Here is a 17354-nt window from a genome sequence, read left to right as displayed (position 1 = left end):
GAGGCAGACATGAACTACTTCGAGCGCCTGCAGGCCATCACCGCCGAGCGCGGGGCACTGTGCATCGGCATCGACCCGCACCCGCAGATCCTCGAGGCGTGGGGGTTGGTCGACGACGTCAAGGGCCTCGAGACCTGTGCCCGCGCCATGGTGGAGGCCCTGGGTGCCGAAGTGACCGTCTTCAAGCCGCAGTCTGCCTTCTACGAGGTGCACGGCTCGGCCGGCATCGCCGTGCTGGAAAGGGTCCTGGACGACATCCGGCAGGCTGGCGCCCTGAGCATCCTCGACGTCAAGCGCGGCGACATCGGCTCGACCATGGCCGGCTATGCCCGCGCCTATCTGGCCGAGGACGCCCCGCTGCGGGCCGATGCCATCACGCTGGCGCCCTACCTGGGCTTCGAGTCGCTGCGACCCGCGATGGACCTGGCCCACGAGACGGGACGTGGCCTCTACGTGCTGGCCCGCACCAGCAATCCCGAGGGTGGTGACGTGCAGTTGTCCACCACTTCGGCCGGGGGCAGCGTCTCGCAGTCGATCGTCGACGCGGCCGCCGCCGAGAACGAGCGGTCGGGCCAGTACGCCATCGGCCTGGTGGTGGGTGGCACCCACGCCGATCCCGGCTGTGACGTGAGCTGCTTCAACGGCTCGGTGCTGGTGCCCGGCATCGGGGCCCAGGGCGGCACCATCGAGGGCCTGCGCGAGATCTTCGGACAGGCCACCGATCGGCTGCTCCCGTCGGCCAGCCGCCAGGTGATGCGTGGTGGGCCGGAGCACCAGGGACTGCGCGCCGAGCTGCACCGGCTGCTCGGCTGAGGCCTGCTGCGTGGACGGGAGAGTGAAAAAGTAGCGTTCGACTGTCGAAAGGGGCTGCGGCTAGCCCTTTCTCACGCTATTTTGGGGATTGACCAGGCAACGGGGTGCCCGGCACCAAGGATTGGAGGCCCGTGATGGCGATTCCCACACTCTCACCCGAACAGCTCCAGGCGGCGCGCGAGGCAGCCACCCAGGCCCGTCGTGCCCGTGCCGACCTCAAGGAGAAGGTGCGCAGCGGCACCCTCACCCTGGGACAGGCCCTGGACATCGCAGCCCAGGACGACGTGCTGGCCCACGTGAAGGTCGTCGACCTGCTCAAGGCACTGCCGCGCGTCGGCGACAAGCGCGCCGGCGAGATCATGGAACGACTCGAGATCGCCAGCAACCGCCGCGTGCGCGGGCTGGGCCGCCACCAGGTGGCGGGTCTCAAGGCCGAGTTCGAGTGACGCAGCGCACGGAGTCCACCCTGGGGGTCCGAGCCCCCAGGGTGAGCGTCATCAGCGGCCCGACCGCTGTCGGCAAGGGCACCGTGGTGGCGCGCCTCAAGCAGCTGCATCCCGGTGTCTACGTCTCCACCTCGGCGACCACGCGTCCTCCTCGCCCGGGGGAGATCGACGGGGTCCACTACCACTTCCTCACCGAAGAGGCCTTCGACGAACTGGTCGCCAACCGGGGGCTGCTGGAGTGGGCCGTGGTGCACGGCCGACACCGCTACGGCACGCTGCGCCGCCCGGTCGACGAGGCTGTGGCCCGGGGCGAGGCCGTCGTCCTGGAGATCGACCTGCAGGGCGCCCGCCAGGTGCGGCAGAGCTATCCCGATGCCCAGCACATCTTCCTGGAACCGCCCAGCTGGGACGAACTGGTGCGCCGCCTCGTGGGCCGGGGGACCGAGACGCCCGAGCAGCAGGAGCGCCGCCTGGTCACCGCCAAGGAGGAACTGGCGCGGATGAACGAGTTTGACCACGTCGTGGTGAACCGTGAGATCGATCAAACGGTGGAAGATTTGGTAGGCTTGCTGGGCTTGTGACCTCAGGTCACGCTCGGCGGCCACTGCCGTCACACACCCGGACAAGAACGAAGGCTCACCTTGACCACAAACATCCCCGAGGGCGTCACCAACCCGCCTGTCGACGAACTGCTCGACAAGGTCGACTCGAAGTACCGCCTGGTGCTCTTCGCGGCCAAGCGCGCCCGTCAGATCAATGCCTACTACTCGCAGCTCGGCGAGGGCCTGCTCGAGAACGTCGGCCCCCTGGTGGAGACCGGCGTGCAGGAGAAGCCGCTGTCCATCGCCATGCGCGAGATCCAGGCCGACGTGCTGGAGTGCAAGGAGATCGATCCCGAGGCGGAGGCTGCTGCTCGCGCCGAGGCAGAGGCCGAGGTCGATCCCGACTTCGCCCTGATTGGCGACCCCTTCGGCGAGATCGATCCCGCCTGACGGATCGGCCACGACCATGTCTGACACCACGTCCGACGCCAGCGGTGCCACCGCCCCCCGGGTCGTCCTCGGGGTGGCCGGTGGCATCGCTGCGTACAAGGCCTGCGAGGTCGTGCGGCGCCTGCGCGAGGCCGGCTGTGACGTCACCGTCGTGCCCACCGCGAATGCACTGAAATTCGTCGGCGCCGCCGCCTGGGAGGCGCTCAGTGGCAAGCGTGTGAACACCGACGTGTGGAGCGACATCACCGAGGTCCCGCACGTGCGGCTGGGTCAGACCGCCGACCTGGTGGCCGTCGTCCCCGCCACCGCGGACCTGCTCTCGCGTGCCGCGACCGGCCGGGCCGATGACCTGCTCACCAATGTGTTGCTGACCGCGCACGGGCCCGTCGCAATGTTCCCCGCGATGCACACCGAGATGTGGCAGCATCCGGCGACCGTCGAGAATGTCGCCACCCTGCGTCGCCGTGGCGTTGTGGTGAAGGACCCCGCCGCCGGACGACTCACCGGCGCCGACACGGGGCCCGGACGGCTCCCGGAGCCCGCCGAGATCGCCGCGATCTGCCTGCAACTGTTGGCAGGAGGCCACGAGGCCACCGCCCGCATCGCAGCCCAGGACCTTGCCGGGCGACGTGTCGTCGTCTCGGCCGGTGGCACCCACGAGGCCCTCGACCCGGTGCGCTTCCTCGGCAACTCCTCCAGCGGCCTGATGGGCGTGGCCATCGCCCGCGAGGCCAGCCTGCGTGGCGCCGAGGTGGAGCTGGTCGCAGCCAACATGCAGGCCGAGCCTCCCTCTGGCGTCACCGTCACCCGCGTCGTTTCCACCGAGGACCTGCACGCGGCGATGCAGCGCGCCGCCGCCGACGCCGATGCCGTGGTGATGGCTGCCGCACCGGCCGACTTCACGCCGGCCAGCGTCAGCGAGGGTAAGATCAAGAAGGACGGCGACGGCGCCCCCGAGCTGCACCTGGTGCAGACGACCGACGTGTTGCGCTCGCTGGTCACGACCAGGACCGAGGACGCCACACGCAAGGGCCAGGTGATCGTCGGTTTCGCCGCCGAGACCGCCCCGGAGGCTGAAGAACTGCTGGAGCTGGGCCGTCACAAGCTGGCCCGCAAGGGGTGCGACCTGCTGGTGCTCAACGATGTCTCGGGAGGCAAGGTCTTCGGCCTGCCGAGCACCCGTGTGGTCGTGATCGACTCCGCGGGTGCGGTGGCGCAGGCCGAAGGGACCAAGGCCGAGGCCGCCGCCGTCATCGTCGAGGCCATCCGGCGAAGCCTGGCCGCGCGCGACTGAGCCGGGCCTGGACTGTCAGGTCGTCCTGTCAGGACCTCGCGTTAGGGTGGAGGTGCCCCGCACGCCAGGGGGCCGTGGTCGGGCATGTGGCCCGACGCATCACACGTCACGCGCCGGGCTTGTCGCCCGGACAGAATGGAGAATCCCATGAGCAGGCTCTTCACCTCGGAATCGGTCACCGAAGGCCATCCCGACAAGGTGGCCGACGCGATCAGCGATGCCGTCCTCGACGCCATGCTGGCCCAGGACAAGGGCGCCCGCGTCGCGGTCGAGACCCTCGTCACCACCGGACTGGTGGTGGTGGCCGGCGAGGTCACCACCGAGGCCTATGCCGACATCTCCGGCCTGGCCCGCAAGACCGTCCTTGACATCGGCTATGACTCCTCCGACAAGGGCTTCGACGGCCGCTCCTGCGGCGTCAGCGTCGCCATCGGCTCGCAGAGCCCCGACATCGCCCAGGGCGTCGACCATGCCTTCGAGAAGCGTGAGGGTTCGGGCGATGCGCTCGACCTGCAGGGCGCCGGCGACCAGGGCCTGATGTTCGGCTACGCGTGCAATGAGACCGAGAGCCTCATGCCGCTGCCCATCGACTTGGCCCATCGCCTGTCCGAGCGGCTGACAGCCGTGCGCAAGCAGGGCGTGCTGGACTACCTGCGCCCCGACGGCAAGACCCAGGTGACCATCGAGTACGACGATGCCGGCAAGCCGGTCGGTGTCGACGCGATCGTCGTGTCCACCCAGCATGCCGACGGCATCAGCATCGACAGGACCATCGCCCCCGACCTGCAGCGCCACGTCATCGGCCCCGTGCTGGAGGGCTATGACCTGCGCACCGAGGGCATGAAGACCTTCATCAACCCGACCGGCAAGTTCGTCATCGGTGGCCTGATGGGTGATGCGGGCGTGACCGGTCGCAAGATCATCGTCGACACCTATGGCGGCATGGCCCGTCACGGAGGCGGTGCCTTCAGCGGCAAGGACCCGTCGAAGGTGGACCGCTCGGCCGCGTACGCGCTGCGCTGGGTGGCCAAGAACGTGGTGGCGGCCGGCCTGGCCGAGCGTTGCGAGGTGCAGGTGGCCTATGCGATCGGCAAGGCCGCCCCGGTGGGCTTCTACGTCGACACCTTCGGCACCGGCAAGGCCAGTGAAGCCCAGATCCGCGACGCCGTGCTGGAGGTCTTCGACCTGCGTCCCGCCGCGATCGTGCGCGACCTCGGACTGCTCGACGTGACCTACTCCGACTTCACCGCCTACGGCCACTTCGGCCGTCAGCTGCCCGGCATGAACTGGGAGAAGCTCGACCGTGTCGACGCCCTGAAGCTCGCCCTGCGCTGAGCCCGTCCGGCTCATCGCCGGTGCCCTGACGCATCGTGGGCGTGGACTCCTCCGTCTGGAGGACTCCACGCCCACACCTGTGTTCGAACCAGCGTGGGTCTGGGCAGCTCAGCGACGCAGCATCCCGAGGTGGTGCATCCGTCGCGCGATCCGCTTGTAGGGCAGGGCCAGCGCCGAGCCGACCAGCAGACCCAGCGCGATCGACGTGACCAGGCCCAGGACGTCGTAGACGGCGGCCGCCTGGCCGGTGCCCAGGCCGACCGTTGTGATCCCCATCAGGCCGAGCGTGCCGGGCACCAGCAGCCAGAAGCTGGGCAGGAAGGTGATCAGGCGCGGCACATTGGCGCGGGTGGCCTCCACCAGCGTCGACAGGAAGCTCGCGACCACCGCCCCGAAGAAGGCCCCCACCGGCAGGGAGTGGCCGTAGTACTGGCCGGTGGTCTGGGTGAGGAAGGTGGCCACCAGCACCAGCGAGGTCCAGCCGAACAGGTTCCAGGGCACCGACTCACTCAACGTGATGCCCAGCGCGATGAAGGCCAGGCCCACCACATAGGCCCACCAGCCCAGACCGTCCAGCCGGGTATTGGTCAGGGTGCTGGTGGGCATCTGCACCACCAGCCCGGCCGCGAGCACGCCCAGGCAGAACAGCAGCAGCTGCACGATGCCCTGGAAGAAGCGGGCGGTGCCCGAGACCATCGAGCCAGTGGCCAGCTCGGCGATGCCCGTGCTCAACAGCGCCCCGGGCAGCAGCACGGCGATCGGGCAGATCAGGGTGCGCAGCGGGCCGTCGATGATCCCCATCCGGGCCGATCCCAGCACCACCAGCGAGACGACGAAGGCGGCGACGGTGGGCAGCAGCGCCCCGAGCAGGGCGTGGCGTGTCGAGCCGCGCATCAGGGCGCTGACCATCAACGAACACAGCCCGGCCAGCAGCACATTGGCGACCACCGGTTGCATGATCAGGCAGATGCCCATGCTCACCAGCACCAGGCCGCCGTAGAAGCCGGCCCGGCCGTAGCGGTGCGGGATGCGTCGGGCGTCACCCAGCGCCAGGACCGCCTGCGCGATGGTGATCCGGTCGGACATCAGGTCGCGGCGCACCTCTCCGACGGTCAGCGACTGGTCGAGCCGCAGGCCGCTGCTGATGCGCTCCACCGTCGAGGGCTCACCGGAAGCCAGGGACAGCGTGAGGGCGGTGGGGTGGGCGGAGACCTGGACGTCCGGGTGGCCCAGGTGGGTGCCGAGGCGTCGCACCTCGTTCTCGGCATCGGTGACGGTGGCGCCTCCTGCGATGAGGGAGGCTCCGACATAGGCCAGCAGGCGTCGCATGGAGGTGGCCTCGAGGGCCTGGTCGGGGATCACGCGAACACCCTAGTGCCGCGGATGGCCCGGCTTGTCGGTGGCAGCCCCTACCATCGGGGACGTGACTGATCTCCCGGTGGCCCGCTGCGCACTCGACGTGCCCTTGGCCCACCTGGACCGCTTCTTCGACTACGAGGTGCCAGAGGCCCTGGCCGACCAGGCGGTGCCGGGTACGAGGATCCGTGCGCGTTTCGCCGGACGGATGGTCGACGGTTTCGTCATCGAACGTCTCGCCAGCAGTGATGCCGGGGTGAAGCTGGCCCGCCTGGAGAAGGTGGTCAGCGCCGAGCCGGTGCTGCTGCCCCAGCAGGTGGAGCTGGTGCGGGCCGTCGCCGCCCACTGCGCAGGCTCCTTCAGCGACGTGGTGCGTCTGGCCGTGCCGCCGCGTCACGCCGCCACAGAGAAGGCCAACCCCAAGCCGTGGCCGGAGCCGACGCTGCCCGATGACGTCGAGGGCCCGCTGCCGCTGCACGAGCACGGCACCGACTTCCTCGACCGGGTTGCCGCCGGCGAGCCGGTGCGCGCCTTCTGGCAGGTGGCCCCGAGCGCGGCCGTCGACCCCTTCCAGGGACTGGTGCAGGCTTGCGTCGCCGCGCTGCGTGCCGGCAAGGGGGCGCTGCTGCTCGTCCCAGACGTCAAGGACCTGGAGGCGCTGCAGGCTCGGCTGGTGCCCGTGGTGGGGGCCGGTGCCATCGCGCTGCTGCATGCCGAGATGGGGCCCTCGGCCCGCTATCGCAACTACCTGGCCGTGGCGCGGGGGAGTGCGAGGGTCGTCATCGGCACCCGGGCCGCGGCCTTCGCCCCGGTGCACGATCTGGGGCTGGTGGCGCTGTGGGACGACGGGGACGACCTGTGGTCCGAGCCGCGCGCACCGTACTTCCACGTCCGCGACGTCGCCGCGATTCGTGCCACCCAGGAGCGCACCGCACTGCTCTTTGCCGCCCGGGGCCGCAGCGCCGAGGCACAGCAGTGGGTGGAACGCGGCTGGTTGGCGCCAATCGAGATGCCGACCGCGGTGGCGCGACGTACCGCACCGGCGGTGCGGGTGGCCGGGGACAGCGACCAGGCCCTGGAACGAGACCCGCTGGCGGCGAGCATCCGCCTGCCGAACCTGGTCTTCCAGACGATCCGTGCGGGCCTGGCCCAGGGGCCGGTGCTGGTGCAGGTGCCCCGCAGCGGTTACCTGGTGACACTGAGCTGCCAGACCTGCCGCACCCCCGTGCGCTGCCCCCACTGCCAGGGGCCCGTGCAGGGTAGACGGAGCGACGGACAACGCCAGCTCTCCTGCGGCTGGTGTGGTCGGCTGGTGGTGGGCTGGCGCTGCCAGACCTGCGGCGACGACCGGCTACGGGCCCCCGTCGTCGGGTCGGTGCGCACCACCGAGGAACTGGGCCGTTCCTTCCCCGGAGTGTCCGTCGTCGACTCCTCGGGCGACCACGTGCGCGCCAGGGTGGCGGGCGAGTCAGCTCTGGTCGTCGCCACCCCCGGAGCCGAACCGGTGGCCGAGCTGGGCTATGCGGCGGCGGTGCTGCTGGACACCACGATGTTGCTCCAGCGCCCCGACCTGCGGGCCAGCGAGGAGGCACTGCGGCGCTGGCTGAACGTGCTCGGCCTGGTGCGCGGCGGCGACCAGGGCGGGACTGTGGCCGTCGTCGGGCCGAGCGAGGACCGCACCATCCAGGCGCTGGTGCGCGTCGACCCGGCGGGCTTTGCCGCCCGCGAGCTCGCCGACCGGCGTGAGGCGCGGCTGCCGCCGGCCGTGAAGTTCCTCACCGTGGAGGGCAGCTCCGAGGCGCTGCGTGACTTCGTGCAGGTGGCGGAGCTGCCCGAGGTGGTCGACGTGCTGGGCCCGGTGCCCCTGCCGCCGTCGGCTGCCAGCGAGGAGCCGCTGGACCGGCTGACGCTGCGCACGCCGCTGGCCAGTGGCCGGGAGCTGGTCCGGGCGGCCCGGGCGGCGCTGGGGGTGCGCTCGGCCAAGAAGTCTGCCGGTGCGCTGCGGGTCCGGGTGGACCCGTCGCGTCTGGCCTGATCCCGGCCAGAGCTGTGGACTTGGCCGATCGAACACCTGTGCGATAGGTTCGCCGCTTCTGTTCGCCTGCCCTTGAAGGGATCCCACCCGCATGATGGGTCGCACCCACGCCCTGGCCGGGGTCGTCATGACCTTGGCACTGCAACCCCTGTTCACACCCTTGGGCATGCCCGACACCACCACGGGCACCTGCCTGGCGGTGGTGGGCGCGGCCGGGGGAGCGATGCTGCCCGACCTCGACCACCGCCACGCCACCGTCGCGCGCAGCCTGGGCCCGGTGAGCAAGGCCGTCACGGTCGTCGTCGCCGCGATCTCGGGTGGCCACCGCAACGGCACCCACAGCATCCTCGGGGTGGTGGTGTTCACAGCGTTGAGCTGGTGGCTCGTGGGCCTGGGTGGCTGGCCGGCGACGCTCTGGGCCGCCTTCGTGCTGGCCATCGGATCGGCGGCGCTGCACATTCGCTTCCGCAAGTCCAGCGCCGTGGCCCACACGCTGATGTGTCTCGCGGGGGTCGTCTGGCTGATCGACTCGGGGCGTACCGCGACCTTCCCGTGGCAGGCCCTGACCTGGGGTGTCGGCGTCGGTGCCTTCTCGCACGCCATCGTCCCCACCGACGCGTTGACCCGTCAGGGCTGCCCGTGGCTGTGGCCGGTCAGTCGCAAGCGTTTCCGGCTGGCGAACCTGTCCACCGACCACTTCATGGAGAACGGGCCGGTGTGGTGGTCGCTGTGCGCCGGGCTCACCTGGCTCGTCCTGCTGAGGGCTGGCGTGACCTGGGTCGACGTGGTGAGCTCGGTCGAGTCCTGGCGTCACACCGGACGGGACCTGCGGGCAGCCTTCACGCGCTGACGAGGACCTCGAGCCTGGCTGGAGGGTGTGGCCCTTCCGGTCAGGCGGCAGCTGTGCGCCGCAGGGCTCGTCGGATGGGACCGACGACCATGAGTGCGGCAAGAACGACCAGACCGACAAGTTGGGTGACGGCCGTCGGGGTCCAACCGGCGCGGTCAAGCTCTTCCGGGAACCAGTGGAAGGCCAGACGCCAACAGGCGAGCAGACCGATGACGGACAGCACCAGGCTGGCGGAGCGGTTGAACGGGCTCATCTTTGGGCCTCCTCGTCCTTGGGGATCTTCGGTATCGCAGCATGAAGGGGGCTGCCGCCGTGGTCTTGGAGGTACGGAAGGTGTCACGCACGACATGCGGCATCCCACTGGGCCAGCACTCCTTCACCACCGGCGAAGCTCACTGTGGGGATCGTGAAGTCGCGGGTGATCTCGCGGAATCCGATCCGTGCGTGGAGGGCGAGCGAAGCCCGGTTGCGGGTGTTGGCGAAGAAGCACACATGGCGGGCTCCCCGCTGCTGGAGCCCAGGAAGCCGGGCCACCGTCAGTGCCTCAGCGACCCCTCAGTGCACTGATCTTCGGCGGTGAACTTGGCGAACTCGGCCATGAACGCACGCGCGCAGAGGATGCGAGCAGGGTGAAGTCCCAATCGATCTCCGTGGCAAGAACCCAGCTGCGATCTGAGGGCCACATCAGAGACGCCGACTGCCCTGAACTGCCAAGCTCATCGCATCCGGGCCACTGACGCAGGTCTCCCGGTGGCCCAGAGAAGACCAGGTGGCGCCGCCCCGGCAGCTCCAGCATCGGGCCATCCCACCGCGGCTCCGGCCACCAGCCGAAGCCTTTGTTGAGGATGCTCACGCAGCTGTCGCGCGATGAAAGGGCGGACGGCGGGGCGGTTCCGTTCACCAGCTCTTCCTGCAGTACCTGCGTGAGCGCGCTTGCCATTCGGATCGCACGCCGAAGGTTTCCCCAAACACTTGTTTTCGATCACATGTTCGATAGAATGAAGTATCGAATCAGTCACTCGGGGAGGGGGCAGGTCATGACGCTGACGGTCACGAACGACCTGCCGCACGATGCCGTCTCCACGGTCGAGGCCTTCAAGCAGATCAAGGCCAGGCGGCGGTCCTTGGAGGTCGAGGAGCTGGTCCTTGCCGTACATTTCGCGGACCTCTACGGACACGTCGACGTGCCGATGCACGTGCTGCCCGGGCAGCAGCGGATGGTGGGCTTCGGTGGTGACGGCACCCCGCAGGTGGCCGAGTTCTGCACCTTGGAGCTGGCTGCAGTGCTCGACCTGCGGGACGTGACGGTGAAGTCACTCATCGCGGATGCCCTCGATCTTCGCCACCGGTTGCCGCGCGTCTGGAGCCTGGTCCTGGAGGGCCGGGTTCCGGTTTGGCACGGACGCCAGATGGCGAGCGCCACTCGTGTCCTGGACGCGCACGCGGCTGGTCTGGTGGATCTGCAGCTGGCCCGTCAGGTCGTCGGCATGACCTTGAGGCGAGTGCAGGAGCTCGTCGACGGGCTCGTGCTTGCACACCTTCCCGTCGAGGAGGCGGAGGAACGACGCCAGTCGGCCCTGGACTCACGTGGGGTGTGGATCGGGCAGATGGTAGATGGGGTGGCCGGCGTCGACGCCGTCCTGGACGCGCCCGACGGCCTGCGTCTGGAGGCTGCAGTCGAGAAGGTCTCACAGGTCCTGGCTGCCGGCGGTGCCCCGGGTGGCCGTGACGCCCGTCGCGCCCAGGCCCTCGGCCTGCTGGCCTCGCCTGCTCGTGCCTTGAACCTGTTGCAGGCTGACCTCCTGGACGAGCTGCCCATCGACCACTGTGCGGCCAAGGATCGCAGGAGCGATTCGGCCGCGGCGCCTAACCCTGAGCCAGTCGAGGGCACCCGAGAGGACGCCAGCTGCGACGGTGAAAGGGTTGCCCAGGTCGAGCCCGGCGAGGCGCCACTCGCCCAGATCCTGCACGACGCTCGGATGATCGACCTTCCGGCCCTCACACCGGCGCAGCTCACAGCTCTCGAACCACGGGCGGACCTCGTCGTCCACATCAGCGACGAAACGCTCGTCGCCGGCAGCGGCCCGGCCAGGGCAGCGAAACTCCAACCCTTGCTGGCCGAGTGGCTCGACCATTTGCTCCCCGGCCATCGCATCACCGTCCGGCCCGTCATTGACGCCAACCACCAGGTGCCGTCGGACTCCTACGAGTGCCCGCCGACGATGCGCGAGGCGATCGAGTACCGCAACCCCTATGAGGTTTTCCCCGGCTCCACCAGGCGCTCCGCCGGTCTCGACCTGGACCACACCATCGCGTGGACGCCACCGCCCAGCACCACGGGCCCAACCATGGCTCCAACCCGGTCACCGTCCGTGTCGGCGGGCGTGGGCACGGTCTCTGAGCTGGTCGGCAGGTCCAGAACCGGCCCGCCCGACGGGTACGGAACCCCGGCCAGTCCGCCCGGCGGAGACGCGGTCTCGAACAGCGCGCCGTCATCGCCGCCGTCGGCACCACCGGCACGGCCACTGACCAGGCCCGACAACCTTGGCCCGCTCACTCGGAAGGTGCACCGGGCCAAGACCCACGGCGGCTGGTCCCTGCACCAACCCCTCCCGGGTCACTTCCTGTGGCAATCGCCGCTGGGCTACCGCTACCTCGTCACCCCGTCGCGCACCATCGACCTCGGACGCCCCGACGCGCCTGCACGTCAACGCGTCACCTGACACTGCCCAAGCCCTGGCAACCGCCCAGCTCTGACAGACCCCACTGCCCAAGCCCTGGCACCGCCCTCGGTGGGCAGGCGGGCAGAAGGGGGGGCGGGGAGGCCAGTGGCTGGGCGGGTTGGAGCATTGAGCAGGTGCTCGCGGCCCATCACTGCCCTCGGTGCGGCGAGGGGTCGTCTGATGCCCGGTAGGTTGGAGCGGTGAGAATCGTCTTCGCCGGAACCCCGGACCCTGCAGTCCCCAGTCTGGATGCCCTCGTGGCCGCCGGGCACGAGGTGGTGGGCGTGGTGACGCGTCCCGACGCGCCGTCGGGACGCGGCAAGAAGCTGCGGCCCTCACCCGTCGCAGTGCGCGCCGAAGAGCTCGGCCTCGAGGTGGTCAAGCCCACCCACCCCCGCGACGAGGACTTCATCGCCTGGCTCACGCAGAAGGCACCCGAGGCCTGCCCGGTGGTGGCATATGGCGCGCTGGTGCCCCAGAAGGTGCTCGACATCCCCACCCATGGCTGGCTCAACCTGCACTTCTCGCTGCTGCCCGCCTGGCGCGGTGCGGCCCCCGTACAGCGCAGCATCATGGCCGGCGAGACCATCACCGGTGCCAGCGTCTTCGAGCTCGTCGCCGAACTCGACGCCGGGCCCGTCTACCGCACCCTGACCGAAGAAGTCGGCGAGCTGGACACCTCCGCAGACCTGCTGGAGCGCCTGTCCCACAGCGGTGCCGAGCTGCTGGTGCAGACCCTCGCCGACATCGCCGCGGGCGCCACACCGACGCCGCAGCCAGACGAGGGCATCACCCTGGCCCCCAAGATCACCGTCGACGAGACCCGCATCGACTGGCAGCAGCCCGCCGCGCGGATCGGCGCCCTCGTCCGCGGCGCCAACCCGAACCCCGGCGCCTGGACCATGCTGGAGGGCCAGCGCTTCAAGGTGCTGCTTGCCACCCCCGCCACCAGCCTGCCCGAAGGCCTCCAGGAGGAAACCCTGTCCCCCGGCGCCCTGCACGCCACCAAGCGCCAGCTGCTCGTCGGCACCGGCGACGGCGTGCTGGAACTGGTGCAGGTGCAGGCCTTCGGCAAGAAGCAGATGGCCGGCGCCGACTGGGCGCGCGGCATGCACGCCCTGCCCGAGGGATTCGAGCGCGACCACGAGGAGAACCGATGAACCAGCAGCGTCCCCGCAAGGACTTCCGTGGCCGTCGCGACCTGCCGCCCGAGCGCTTCATCGACTTGGCCCGGATGGCCGCCTTCGACACGCTGCGCGACGTCCACTCCTCAGGCGCCTACGCCAACCTGGCGCTCGCCGACCAGCAGCGCGCCCACGACCTGACCCCGCAGGAGGCCGGCCTGTGCACCGAACTGGTCAACGGTACCTGCCGCTGGGAGGGCACCTACGACCGGATCATCGAGGCCGCCGCCGGGCGCAGCCTCGACTCGCTGCAGCCCGCCATCGTCGACGTGCTGCGCCTGGGCACCCACCAGCTGCTCGGCATGCGCACCCCCACCCACGCCGCCGTCTCCACCTCGGTGGACCTGGCCGGTGTCGCGCTGGGGGAGCGCACCACCGGCGTGGTGAATGCCATCATCCGCAAGGTGGCCGCCAAGGACCTCGACGAGTGGCTCGACGAGCTCACCGAGGGCATGGGCACACTCGGCGCGCTGGTGCTGCGCACCGGCCACCCACGCTGGATCGTCGACGCCTGGGCTGCGGTGCTGCCCGCCGACGAGCTGGAGGCGGCACTGCAGGCCGACAACGTGGCCCCGGTGCCCAGCCTGGTGGTGCGACCCGGGCTGGCCGAGCGCGACGAACTGCTGGCCGACGGCGGACGCCCCACCCCGTACTCACCCTTCGGCGTGGTGCGCGAGGGCAACCCCTCCGACATCCCTGCGGTCCGCCAGCGTCGAGCCGGCGTGCAGGACGAGGGCTCGCAGCTGGTGGCCCTCGCCCTGACCCGCGTCGAGGCCGAGCAGGGGCGCTGGCTCGACCTGTGCGCCGGACCCGGCGGCAAGGCGGCACTGCTGGCCGGCCTGGCCCAGCAGGACGGCTCCACCCTGCTGGCCAATGAACTGCACGAGCACCGCGCCGAGCTGGTGCGCAAGGCGCTGATGGCCTATCCGGTCAACCAGTGGCAGGTGGTGGTCGGCGACGCCACCGCTGGCGACTGGGAGCCCGGCAGCTTCACCCGCGTGATGGCCGACGTGCCCTGCTCCGGGCTGGGCTCGCTGCGACGCCGCCCCGAGTCCCGTTGGCGCCGCAGCCCCCAGGAGGTGCATGAGCTGCACGACCTGCAGGCCCAGCTGCTGGATGCCGCGATCGAGGCGGCCGCCCCCGGCGGCGTGGTCGCCTACGTCACCTGCTCCCCGCACAAGGCCGAGACCAGTGCCATCGTCACCCAGGTGGCCGACGATCGCGTCGAGGTGCTCGACGCGCCGTCGCTGCTTCCCGAGGTGGACGGTGCCGCCGCGCACACCGACCCGCGCTTCGTGCAGTTGTGGCCCCACCGCCACGGCACCGACGCGATGTTCCTGGCGCTGCTGCGCCGACGCTGAATCACACCGTCCAGCTGCGCGGATGTGAGGCCCGCCCCGTCATCGCCTTCCAGAATCGCCTTCCAGACACCCCGCCGTCCCTGGGGGCGGGATGCCGTGTGGCCTGCCGTCCATCTGCAGGGATGCCAAGAGCGTGCGGGCAAGGGGACGTGGAGTGATGACGATGGACCATCCGCTGGACTTCGCGGCACGGCTGCGCGAGGCACTGGTGAACTCCGGCCTGACCCTGTCGCGGATCAGGGACCAGCTGGCCGAGCGCGAGCTGGCCGTCTCACTGGTCACGCTCAGTTACTGGTCCTCGGGACGCTCGGCCCCCACCCGGGGCCGCTCGGTGGCGGTGGTGGAGGCTCCGAAGGAGATCCTTGGAACACCGCCGGGCTGGCTCACGTCCAGCCTGTCACACACTGTGCGCGAGCATGGGCTCGACCGCGTCTTCGGCCGCGAGGACTTTCTGCGTGAGGCGATCGAGGAGCACGGCCTGGCAACCTCGGTGTGGTGGCGGCACCACACCGTGCACCACATCGTCACCATCGGCGCGGACCGCCGCGAGCGAGGATTCGAGACGCGCATGCTGCAGACGGCAGCGCGCGCAGGGGCCCAGCGCTGGTCCATCCTGCTGGAGAGCGGCGACACTGCCAGCGTCCGCCAGGACGGCCTGCTGAGCCAGCTGATCCGCACCGTGCCCCTGGCGGAAGACCTGATGGCCTTCGAGTTCGGCCTGCAGGAGCCGCTGGAGCGAGGCCAGAAGGTGCTGGTGGCCCACAGTGTCGAGCAGGCCCGCTCCAAACCCGCGCCGGGCATCGGCTACGGCCTCAAGCGGGTGGTGGAGGAGCGGTGCTCGAAGTCCACTTCGAGGGACAGATGCCCAGCGCGCTGCAGTACGAGCTGCGCGTGCCCGGCGGCGACGAGGACGTCGAACAGCCCACCCAGCCAGTGGTCTCCGGCCAGATGGCGCAGTTCATCATTCCCGAGGCAGCCGCCGGCATGCACCAGCTCAGCTGGCAGTGGTGACCCGGGCCTGAAGTGTGAAGCCCTGGACGCGCAGCCGCTCGACCAGGGCTGTGCCCAGCGCACTGGCCGGCGTTGCCACCCCGGCCCTGAGGGCCTCGCCCGCCGCCAGGGCCAGCGCGGCCTGGCTGATCATCACCGCCGTGCCCTCGTAGCCGGGGTCGCGCCGGTCGGAGACTGTGGTGACGATCCGTGCGCCACCGGTGGTCTCGGCGTGGACCTCGATGCTGAAGTGGCCGCGGGCCCGCTGTTCCGGGCTGGGGCCCTGGCCGGGCGCGGGCAGCACCCGGTCGGCCACCTGCCGCAGCCCGGGCGTCGCCAGTGCCGCGACGAAGGCGGGCAGGGCGGCGGCGATGCCGATGCCCCGGACCAGGCCCTTGAGGCCGCGGCCGGTGTCGTGCACCTCGCGGTAGCGGAAGGCTCGGCCATAGCGCCAGCCCATCAGGGCATTGCTGCGGCGCACCAGCTGCTCGTTGTAGCGGGCCATGAAGAAGGGGGCGCTGAACTCCTTCACCTCGGCCGAGGACTCCAACCAGACCAGGTTGTTGCGGTGCCGCAACGGCTGCGGCTCCGACGCCCGGTCGGGGCTCAGGGCATAGGGGTCGGAGGACGAGCGTCCTGGGGTGCGCACACCGTGGCGGGATGCGTCGATCTGGGTGCGCAGCGCGTCGATGGTGCCGCCGGACATTGCGCCGGAGAGCTCACGCAGGTGCATCGTGGTTCCCAGCAGCTGCTCCCCGCGCTCGGACGCGACCTCGGCGGCAAGCATCACGCCCAGGTCGGAGGGGATCGAGTCGAAGCCGCACGAGTTCACCAGCGTCGCGCGGCTGGCCCTGGCGGCCTGGTCGAAGGAGTCGGCGACATCACGGGCGAAGAGCACCTCGCCGTTCAGGTCGACGTAGTGGGTGCCGGCCCCGGCGCAGGCCCCGGCCAGGGCCATGCCGTACTTGACGTAGGGGCCCGCGACGGCGATCACCACCGCCGTGCGACGGGCCATCGCCGCCAGCGCGTCGGCGTCGAAACTGTCGGCCACCAGCAGTGGCAGATCGGCGTGCCCCAGCTCCTGGGCGACGACGCGCAGCCGGTCCAGGTTGCGGCCGGCCAGCGCGATCCGGGTGCCCCTGGGCGCAGAACGCACCAGCTCGGCGGCGATCAGGCGCCCAACGTATCCGGTGGCACCGTGCACCACGACGTCGAACTCGCGTCCGTGTTGGGGCCGGTCCGGCATTGCCGGTCCGTCCGTGCGGGGGGTGACTACCACCGCGCGCTCGTCGTCGGCCAGCAACAGCTCCGCGGCCTCCACCGGGCTCCCGGCGACGACAAGGTCGGCGCGCTCCCACGGCCGGTCCTCGGCGAAGAAGTCCAGCTCATGGGCCATCCACGCATGCCAGAAGGCGGTGGTCTCGTCGGCATCGCCGTTGACGCCCTGGGCGATGTCGCGCTCGATGCCGCGTCGCTCGGCCTCCTCGAAGTCGGACTGCACCCACACCACCGCATCCAGCAGGTCCGCCACGGCCCGCTGGGCGGCGCCGGTGCCCTCGACGACCACCAGCGGGCTTCCTGCCGGCACGTCGATCGATCCCTCCCGGCCGCGGGCCGTCCACTGCGGTGGCACCAGGTGGACCTCCTGGCCGGCGCGGGCGGCGGTGAGCAGCTGGTGCTCCAGGTGGGCCCAGCCGAACAGCGGCTCGTGCCAGGCCAGGTCGTCGGTGTGGACCACGACGGCACCCGGCACCCGCTCGGCCAGGTCGGACGCCAGGGTCGTCTTGCCCGCCGCCCCGCGGCCGTCGACGGCCACGATCCTCGGGCGTCCCTCGACCGCGCGGGCGGACAGGACTCGCAGGACCTCGTCGGTGGACATCGGCTGCCATCCGGTGAAGGGGATCTCCGGTGCGGGAAGGTGCATGGTTCCTCCTGTGTGACGGACCTCCATCGTGGCACGGCCGATAGGCTCCCC

General features: G+C 70.6%; 17 protein-coding genes. 12 read left to right on the top strand and 5 right to left on the bottom strand.

What is annotated here, in order from left to right; all coding sequences use genetic code 11:
- Positions 1 to 9: 9 nt before the first annotated feature.
- From pyrF to metK, 6 genes are all read left to right on the top strand, one after another.
- Positions 10 to 813 (top strand): orotidine-5'-phosphate decarboxylase, encoded by an 804-nt coding sequence (pyrF, locus tag ACHFFZ_RS01085; RefSeq protein ID WP_394274817.1) that lies wholly within the window; start codon positions 10 to 12, stop codon positions 811 to 813.
- Between the two features lie 134 nt (positions 814 to 947).
- Positions 948 to 1259, top strand: coding sequence for an integration host factor, actinobacterial type (mihF, locus tag ACHFFZ_RS01080; protein WP_394274816.1), 312 nt, complete (start codon positions 948 to 950; stop codon positions 1257 to 1259).
- Positions 1256 to 1840: a guanylate kinase gene (gmk, locus tag ACHFFZ_RS01075; protein ID WP_394274815.1), complete on the top strand. Its 585-nt coding sequence runs from the start codon at positions 1256 to 1258 to the stop codon at positions 1838 to 1840. Before mihF ends, gmk begins: the two co-directional genes overlap by 4 nt.
- A 60-nt stretch (positions 1841 to 1900) precedes the next feature.
- Positions 1901 to 2251, top strand: a complete 351-nt coding sequence (gene rpoZ, locus ACHFFZ_RS01070) for a DNA-directed RNA polymerase subunit omega (RefSeq protein WP_394274814.1) — start codon at positions 1901 to 1903, stop codon at positions 2249 to 2251.
- Positions 2252 to 2267: 16 nt separating this feature from the next.
- A complete protein-coding gene (coaBC, locus tag ACHFFZ_RS01065; protein WP_394274813.1) occupies positions 2268 to 3545 on the top strand; it encodes a bifunctional phosphopantothenoylcysteine decarboxylase/phosphopantothenate--cysteine ligase CoaBC in 1278 nt (425 codons plus the stop codon).
- A 147-nt stretch (positions 3546 to 3692) separates the two neighbouring features.
- Entirely contained in the window at positions 3693 to 4880 is a 1188-nt protein-coding gene (gene metK, locus ACHFFZ_RS01060; RefSeq protein WP_394274812.1) for a methionine adenosyltransferase, read from the top strand.
- A gap of 108 nt (positions 4881 to 4988) precedes the next feature.
- On the opposite strand, the gene ACHFFZ_RS01055 is transcribed toward metK, so the two are convergent.
- Positions 4989 to 6242, bottom strand: a complete 1254-nt coding sequence (locus ACHFFZ_RS01055) for a threonine/serine exporter ThrE family protein (RefSeq protein ID WP_394274811.1) — start codon at positions 6240 to 6242, stop codon at positions 4989 to 4991.
- A gap of 61 nt (positions 6243 to 6303) precedes the next feature.
- Here ACHFFZ_RS01055 and ACHFFZ_RS01050 point away from each other — a divergent pair, with 61 nt between their 5' ends.
- Both ACHFFZ_RS01050 and ACHFFZ_RS01045 read left to right on the top strand, forming a co-directional pair.
- A complete protein-coding gene (locus tag ACHFFZ_RS01050) occupies positions 6304 to 8271 on the top strand; it encodes a primosomal protein N' (RefSeq protein WP_394274810.1) in 1968 nt (655 codons plus the stop codon).
- Between the two features lie 91 nt (positions 8272 to 8362).
- A complete protein-coding gene (locus ACHFFZ_RS01045; protein ID WP_394274809.1) occupies positions 8363 to 9121 on the top strand; it encodes a metal-dependent hydrolase in 759 nt (252 codons plus the stop codon).
- Positions 9122 to 9161: 40 nt separating this feature from the next.
- Here ACHFFZ_RS01045 and ACHFFZ_RS01040 read toward each other — a convergent pair whose 3' ends face one another.
- Together ACHFFZ_RS01040 and ACHFFZ_RS01035 are read right to left on the bottom strand one after the other, a co-directional pair.
- On the bottom strand, positions 9162 to 9374 hold the full coding sequence (locus tag ACHFFZ_RS01040; protein WP_394274808.1) for a hypothetical protein: 213 nt from the start codon (positions 9372 to 9374) through the stop codon (positions 9162 to 9164).
- An 83-nt stretch (positions 9375 to 9457) separates the two neighbouring features.
- Positions 9458 to 9655 (bottom strand): hypothetical protein, encoded by a 198-nt coding sequence (locus ACHFFZ_RS01035; RefSeq protein WP_394274807.1) that lies wholly within the window; start codon positions 9653 to 9655, stop codon positions 9458 to 9460.
- A gap of 503 nt (positions 9656 to 10158) precedes the next feature.
- Between ACHFFZ_RS01035 and ACHFFZ_RS01030 the strand changes: the two genes are divergently transcribed.
- The 3 genes from ACHFFZ_RS01030 to ACHFFZ_RS01020 all read left to right on the top strand — a co-directional run bounded on the left by ACHFFZ_RS01030 (position 10159) and on the right by ACHFFZ_RS01020 (position 14389).
- Positions 10159 to 11844 (top strand): DUF222 domain-containing protein, encoded by a 1686-nt coding sequence (locus ACHFFZ_RS01030; protein WP_394274806.1) that lies wholly within the window; start codon positions 10159 to 10161, stop codon positions 11842 to 11844.
- 200 nt (positions 11845 to 12044) lie between these two features.
- Positions 12045 to 13004 carry a methionyl-tRNA formyltransferase gene (gene fmt / locus ACHFFZ_RS01025; protein ID WP_394274805.1) on the top strand — a complete coding sequence of 320 codons (960 nt, stop codon included), beginning with the start codon at positions 12045 to 12047 and terminating at the stop codon, positions 13002 to 13004.
- Positions 13001 to 14389, top strand: coding sequence for an RsmB/NOP family class I SAM-dependent RNA methyltransferase (locus ACHFFZ_RS01020; protein WP_394274804.1), 1389 nt, complete (start codon positions 13001 to 13003; stop codon positions 14387 to 14389). The genes fmt and ACHFFZ_RS01020 overlap by 4 nt, the downstream gene beginning before the upstream one ends.
- A 397-nt stretch (positions 14390 to 14786) precedes the next feature.
- On the opposite strand, the gene ACHFFZ_RS01015 is transcribed toward ACHFFZ_RS01020, so the two are convergent.
- Positions 14787 to 15152 carry a hypothetical protein gene (locus tag ACHFFZ_RS01015; protein WP_394274803.1) on the bottom strand — a complete coding sequence of 122 codons (366 nt, stop codon included), beginning with the start codon at positions 15150 to 15152 and terminating at the stop codon, positions 14787 to 14789.
- Positions 15153 to 15223: 71 nt separating this feature from the next.
- Here ACHFFZ_RS01015 and ACHFFZ_RS01010 point away from each other — a divergent pair, with 71 nt between their 5' ends.
- Positions 15224 to 15400 (top strand): hypothetical protein, encoded by a 177-nt coding sequence (locus ACHFFZ_RS01010; protein WP_394274802.1) that lies wholly within the window; start codon positions 15224 to 15226, stop codon positions 15398 to 15400.
- On the opposite strand, the gene ACHFFZ_RS01005 is transcribed toward ACHFFZ_RS01010, so the two are convergent.
- The gene (locus ACHFFZ_RS01005) at positions 15384 to 17303 is read right to left on the bottom strand and encodes a saccharopine dehydrogenase NADP-binding domain-containing protein (RefSeq protein ID WP_394274801.1); all 1920 of its coding nucleotides are present in this window, start codon (positions 17301 to 17303) and stop codon (positions 15384 to 15386) included. The genes ACHFFZ_RS01010 and ACHFFZ_RS01005 overlap by 17 nt on opposite strands.
- Positions 17304 to 17354: the final 51 nt, after the last annotated feature.

This window comes from Luteococcus sp., from assembly GCF_043424415.1.
Taxonomy (GTDB): Bacteria; Actinomycetota; Actinomycetes; order Propionibacteriales; family Propionibacteriaceae; genus Luteococcus.
The sequence above is the reverse complement of the archived record's forward strand: the minus strand, read 5'-3'. Positions and strand labels throughout refer to the sequence as shown.

Excerpts from the sequence above, each read along its gene's own strand:
- ACHFFZ_RS01020 (WP_394274804.1), top strand. The coding sequence starts at position 13,001 with ATGAACCAGCAGCGTCCCCGCAAGGACTTCCGTGGCCGTCGCGACCTG.
- metK (WP_394274812.1), top strand. The coding sequence starts at position 3,693 with ATGAGCAGGCTCTTCACCTCGGAATCGGTCACCGAAGGCCATCCCGAC.
- coaBC (WP_394274813.1), top strand. The coding sequence starts at position 2,268 with ATGTCTGACACCACGTCCGACGCCAGCGGTGCCACCGCCCCCCGGGTC.
- ACHFFZ_RS01005 (WP_394274801.1), bottom strand. The coding sequence starts at position 17,303 with ATGCACCTTCCCGCACCGGAGATCCCCTTCACCGGATGGCAGCCGATG.
- mihF (WP_394274816.1), top strand. The coding sequence starts at position 948 with ATGGCGATTCCCACACTCTCACCCGAACAGCTCCAGGCGGCGCGCGAG.
- ACHFFZ_RS01030 (WP_394274806.1), top strand. The coding sequence starts at position 10,159 with ATGACGCTGACGGTCACGAACGACCTGCCGCACGATGCCGTCTCCACG.
- ACHFFZ_RS01040 (WP_394274808.1), bottom strand. The coding sequence starts at position 9,374 with ATGAGCCCGTTCAACCGCTCCGCCAGCCTGGTGCTGTCCGTCATCGGT.
- pyrF (WP_394274817.1), top strand. The coding sequence starts at position 10 with ATGAACTACTTCGAGCGCCTGCAGGCCATCACCGCCGAGCGCGGGGCA.
- ACHFFZ_RS01045 (WP_394274809.1), top strand. The coding sequence starts at position 8,363 with ATGATGGGTCGCACCCACGCCCTGGCCGGGGTCGTCATGACCTTGGCA.